The 4,799-nt window shown below is 43.2% G+C and carries 9 protein-coding genes; all 9 read right to left on the reverse strand.

The window, feature by feature from the left end:
• Nucleotides 1-313 precede the first annotated feature (313 nt).
• Nucleotides 314-1,390: a GH25 family lysozyme gene (locus CES81_RS12900; RefSeq protein ID WP_089122109.1), complete on the reverse strand. Its 1,077-nt coding sequence runs from the start codon at nt 1,388-1,390 to the stop codon at nt 314-316.
• The gene (locus tag CES81_RS12905) at nt 1,383-1,967 is read right to left on the reverse strand and encodes a phage holin (protein WP_089122110.1); all 585 of its coding nucleotides are present in this window, start codon (nt 1,965-1,967) and stop codon (nt 1,383-1,385) included. Before CES81_RS12905 ends, CES81_RS12900 begins: the two co-directional genes overlap by 8 nt.
• Before the next feature lie 11 nt (nt 1,968-1,978).
• Nucleotides 1,979-2,284, reverse strand: a complete 306-nt coding sequence (locus tag CES81_RS12910) for a hypothetical protein (RefSeq protein ID WP_089122111.1) — start codon at nt 2,282-2,284, stop codon at nt 1,979-1,981.
• Nucleotides 2,268-2,600, reverse strand: coding sequence for a hypothetical protein (locus CES81_RS12915; protein ID WP_089122112.1), 333 nt, complete (start codon nt 2,598-2,600; stop codon nt 2,268-2,270). Before CES81_RS12915 ends, CES81_RS12910 begins: the two co-directional genes overlap by 17 nt.
• Nucleotides 2,597-2,998 (reverse strand): hypothetical protein, encoded by a 402-nt coding sequence (locus tag CES81_RS12920; protein WP_089122113.1) that lies wholly within the window; start codon nt 2,996-2,998, stop codon nt 2,597-2,599. The genes CES81_RS12915 and CES81_RS12920 overlap by 4 nt, the downstream gene beginning before the upstream one ends.
• A 63-nt stretch (nt 2,999-3,061) precedes the next feature.
• On the reverse strand, nt 3,062-3,220 hold the full coding sequence (locus tag CES81_RS12925) for an XkdX family protein (RefSeq protein ID WP_089122114.1): 159 nt from the start codon (nt 3,218-3,220) through the stop codon (nt 3,062-3,064).
• A 12-nt stretch (nt 3,221-3,232) separates the two neighbouring features.
• Nucleotides 3,233-3,712 (reverse strand): hypothetical protein, encoded by a 480-nt coding sequence (locus CES81_RS12930; RefSeq protein WP_089122115.1) that lies wholly within the window; start codon nt 3,710-3,712, stop codon nt 3,233-3,235.
• Nucleotides 3,713-3,759: 47 nt separating this feature from the next.
• Entirely contained in the window at nt 3,760-4,074 is a 315-nt protein-coding gene (locus tag CES81_RS12935; protein WP_089122116.1) for a hypothetical protein, read from the reverse strand.
• 12 nt (nt 4,075-4,086) lie between these two features.
• A partial coding sequence (locus tag CES81_RS12940; RefSeq protein WP_439951296.1) for a phage upper tail fiber protein occupies nt 4,087-4,799 on the reverse strand: 713 nt, incomplete at its 5' end.

Below are 4,799 nucleotides of genomic sequence, written 5' to 3' on the forward strand. Positions count from 1 at the left end.
CCCCGTGCGGGTGATTTCTGGAACAACATAGAAGAATACACAAGCTTCTAGATACTGTTAAATCAGCGTTTGGGAGCTTTTTTATTTATTTTACGTCTCTCTGAAACACATAGATTCACAAATTGTTTTGCATTTATTTTGCATTTTTGGGAATTTTCTCCAAAATAATGCAAAATCAGGGGTCAAAAATGCAAAATAAGCGCTGTACTCCTTGCTATGGCTGGGGTACAGCAATTTATTTTTAGACAGCAAAAAAGCCTCCCAACCGCAAAGGTCAGGAGGCTCATTATCGAGATTACTTATTTTTACTATTTTATTTTACAAAATTGTTGATCAACTTGTTGCCACTGATATACGTTCTGTCAGATAACTGTAGCCGTGTGACACTACCGACTTTGACCACTTTGGCAACGTCAAAAAGTGTCCCAGCTCGGAAGCTAGCTACAAGATACTTCTTATCGAATTTCTTACTCTTGTACTTGTTGGTTCCGTGGACTGATTTAACTCGTTTAACAGCACCTTTTGTTGTCGTGTAATACAAATTGTTGATCCAGGCCTTGTTAGCTGTGACAAATAGACCATTGGTCAGTTGGAAAACAGCGTACTTCGTAGTTTTAGACTTGATCAGCTGCTTAACATGGAGCTTAGTGTATGGCTTGTAATACTTAACGACACCTTTGCCATGTCCAACCTCTGCTTTAGTTCGGTATGCGGCCACTGTGAATCGCGGATAAATCCACTTTGGATCCCAGTCGAAATACTGATGCAAATTCTTTGGACGTAAGGCAACACTGCCTTTTGTGTAAAAATCCGAATAGTTGCAGGACACGTCAAAGCGTGAACCTGAGCCATTGAAATGAGCACCAGAAGTCCACTGCCATGAGTTGTAGCTAGAGTAGTACTTTTTACCCGATGCATCATATGGATAGTTAGCAATCCAGCCGGCTCTGCCATGATTATTGATTGATACAGAATCGAGCCAAGAACCCATGGTGTATAAGTCATAGCGATATCCATGAGCTTGTACAACCTTTTTAAACGCCTTGGTAGTGGCATTGTTTTGATTCCAGCCCCGATTATACGACTCAAAGTCACACACCATAACATGGCCAGCAGGTAGCCCAAACTCCTTGGCTACATTGCAAGCAAAATTGGCCTCACTTTTCGCACCAGCAACGGTCGTAAACCGAGCAAAATGGTAGCCATGAATCTGCAATCCAACTAATTTGGCACGTGCCAGGTTAGTTTTGGCACATTTATCTTTATAATAAACACCCTCGGTGATTTTACTGATAACAGCTTTGACACCTTTGGCTTTCATTGATTTAAAAGCACTTGTCGGTACATAGCCATTATTGTTGGAGATGTCCACCATGTCGTATCTAGGCATTCTTGTCACCACCCTGTGCTTGCTCTTTTTCGGCTAAGATCTTTTGAGCTGAAGCAATAGCAATACGTAACTTATCCAAACTGTCCTGTTCTGGATCAGCAGAAGCTTCAACTTTAATTGGTTCAGCTACCTCCGATTTGGCTTCTACGTTAGGCTCAGGAACAGTTGTTACTGCTTTTTGCGACTCCTTGTCAGCATTTGCTAGCCCATCATTGAACTCACTTTGCTTAGCCTGTGCCTTAGTATCAAGGCTCGTAAAGTATTGGTAAGCTTTTTCGATTGCCATATCAATATCTTGAGTGTCAATGGACTTGATACCCTTTTTTGCCAGCTGAGTGGATATGTTTTGCAGGGCTTGATCATGCTTAACCCCAGATGGCATGTCATACTCAGTAGCCAGCTTAGCGACAGCACCCTCAGCTAGCTTGTCTAGTGTGGTATAGGCATTGGCAGTCTTGGCCGTCTTAGCTGACTTATGGCCTTGATTGATGAGTGGAATCACCACCACCGTTAAAATAGCCATGATGATGGTTTGCAGTAACCCGCTATCGCTCATAATCTGTAGTGCATTTTGCATACTGACACCCCCTATTCAGCGTCTTTAACAGCATCATTGACTTCAGCCAGTGCTTGGTCAGTTGCGTCATTTTGCGTTCGATTTAAATTCGAATTATCCGTTTTAGGTGCCACGGTTGCCGGTGTATCAACGTTTGATAAATTCGATTTGTTTTCGACTTCCGTTTGATCATCGTCAGTTAAGCCAATATCGTTGAAAAAGTCTAGTTCTGCTTGTACCCCCTCACGCAGTTTCTTAGGCACATCGTCCACACTAGCTTTACCGTTTAGGATCAATGCTGCAAACAGTACATTTGTTGCGTTATTTAACTTTGCCATTCTCTATTTCCTCCTTATTTCGATTGATTGAAATTTTCAACTCATTTACTGATTGAGTTAGCTCGTCAATGACTCTTGATTGATTCTTAATGGTTGTTGATTGCTTACTAACTTGGTCTTGCAACGATTCAACCTGTACTTTAAGATCATCACGTTCTTGAGTTATCTTGTCTAGTCGCGACCATATCTCAGGCATGTGGTCAGCATAGACGTCTTCCCGCTGAGTGCCATCGTTCTTCGAAGTTGCCCACCAAGTGAGCGCCCCACCAATCACAGCCGGTACAACGTACTGAATTAAGTGGTCCAAAAAGTTCATACATGATCACCCCACAAGGCTTCGGCAAACAGTCGAATCAGGATAAAGGCAATCAGAATTGTACCGATTCCGATGACGTGGCTGTTACTCAAGTCATGCACTGTAAAGGCCACCAGATAAGTCACCCACACAGCTACCATAGCCACCAAACTCACTCGCTTAGCATAGAAATGATTCATATCCCATGCACCGGTTATGATACTTAAAACACCCACAACCACTAAAGTAAGGGCAATCCATGGGTCTTGAGCGTGCTCCACAATCCGTACCATCTCTACTGTGGGCAGTGGCCGAGGTGGAGTAAACACATGCTGTACATAGATGAGATAGGCACCGAGCACAAGTGTTTCTAAACCACTAATGATGATGAAGTGGTTCTTCTTGATGTTATGCCACATACTACCGCCTTCTTTCTACTAAATATGATCAAAATAAAAAGCCACTGAATTAATCAGTAGCTTCTAGGCTGTGGTTGGGGCAACATAATCTTTACCAGCCAATTGCTTGTATTGTTCAGCGGTGATGGTGCCAATTTGTACATAAGTTGCTAGAAATTCGGGTGACATGATACCCCATGACCATTGAATCTTAATGTCATCAAATGTTGGAAATGTAATCATTATAAAAACCTCCTATTTAGTCGTGTCAGTTGCTGCCTTATCAGTTGATGTAGCGGTGTCACTTGCAGGCGTAGTTGATGCATCAACTGGTTTCTGCATGACCGCTAGCTGTTGGGTGAGCTGAACCGCCACCTCTTGCAGCTGTTTGAGTGTAGCCGTGGTTTGTGCTTGTGATTGAGTAGCCTGTACAACCATCTGCTGTACTTGTGGCAATGCTTTAACACTGTCGCTAACAGTTCCAAGTGTGCCATTTACTGTTTTAATGGCATTGTTTAAACTGTCGAGCGTTGGTGTATTCGTGTTGCCCGGTGGCGTTAAAACTTGCTTATTTTTGTCGTAAACATAAGCATCAAAATTAACGCTGAAATCAATATCATAATCGTCTGCAATTGTTGCCGTGATCCAGTCCTTAGCGTCCTCGCCATCTGGTCGTGAACGCGCAATGGTATACGGCTTAGACCGGCCGTCTACCTTAAAGTAAAATTGGCTCATTTGTGTTCCTCCTTTAAAATTGTGCAAAATAAAAAGCCTTTGCAGGCTTAGTCTGATACCCATACTTGGTTAGTGACATCTTGTAAACTAGCAGAAAGATTAGGAAACTGGCCATTATTGGCATAAAGCTCAGTACCCCAACTGCTAGGATTTGGGCTTATTTCACGTTCAATGTAGAAGAATCCATGGTCATCACTTCGTTGCCATTGATATTCATAAGTGACATAGTGGCCGCCAGATCCTCCACCAGTCGAGGGTGCGTTATATTGATAAAATATTTTGTCGCCCATGTATTTTCGGACAATCTGCTTGTCACCGATAAATATCTTGTCCGGCTCTTTGCCGTTGATTAAATCGCTCAAGTTAAAAGCCCCCTATCCAGTAATCCGGTATTCAGTATTGGCATCATGACTTCCCATTGCATCATACTGTGCCTGTGTACCAGTCCAAATTACTGATGGATATCCACGCTTAGTCAGTTCGGACAGCATATCCGTGTGAGCCTGATTGAGAGCGGCCTGCACATCGTCTCCCGTAGCAATCTGCTGCCAAGCACTCCACGATCCAGGGCCGCCTGACCATGTTCTGTAAGCAAAACGACCAGTTAATGTATACAATATTTGCCGAATCATGCCTGAGTTTGCTTGTAAAACAATTAATTTCCCCCATGTAACGCCAGTGCCTACTAAATTAGTAGGGAATCCAGTTGCATTGGTAGGGTCAAACGCGTTGAGATAAAAGATTCCATCCGTCTTCATTTCATCAAAATTGCCACTTGCAGCACCTGAATCAATTGGCATACGGGTCGCAACAGCAGCATTAGTATTTTGCACAGTAGCATACGTTGAACTAGCATGGGCGCTTGTTTCATACTTCTTGTCAGCGTCTACGGTTGCCATCTTGCTAGGCAGGCCAGTTGACGTGCTGTTGACGGCATTTTTGAGTGCTGTCAGATCATCTGTAGTTGCCACGTCTTTCCCATTTCTTTGTAGTTTGTCAGTAAAGTTGGCATCTTGGCCAGTTCGTGCAATATCAGATGGTAAACTACTGGCAAGCAATAACGGGTTGTCGTTGACTGTTGGAACAG

Source organism: Secundilactobacillus pentosiphilus, from assembly GCF_002217985.1.
GTDB classification, from domain to species: Bacteria; Bacillota; Bacilli; order Lactobacillales; family Lactobacillaceae; genus Secundilactobacillus; species Secundilactobacillus pentosiphilus.